Here is a 221-nt window from a genome sequence, read left to right on the forward strand (position 1 = left end):
TTCTTAACGGGTTTACCATTGCTAATGGACCGTTTAGTTCTACTTCGATTTCTATTGATGCTGAGGGGAGTACTCCGCAGATTATTAACCTGCATGTGAATGGGAATGCGACGATTGATTCAGCGGCTACCAGTACGTTTGTTAATTCAGTATTTTTTCCTACAAAAGGTTTAACCAATCCTGTACCTAATGCTGGGGGGAATCTGCTTGTGAATGCTACT

At 41.6% G+C, this 221-nt stretch carries 1 protein-coding gene; it reads left to right on the top strand.

The features are described 5' to 3' along the window. The coding region (locus A7Q09_RS11465) for a hypothetical protein (RefSeq protein WP_166791939.1) at nt 1-221 on the top strand (221 nt) is incomplete at both ends.

The organism is Methylacidiphilum sp. Yel (assembly GCF_004421185.1).
Lineage (GTDB): Bacteria > Verrucomicrobiota > Verrucomicrobiia > Methylacidiphilales > Methylacidiphilaceae > Methylacidiphilum.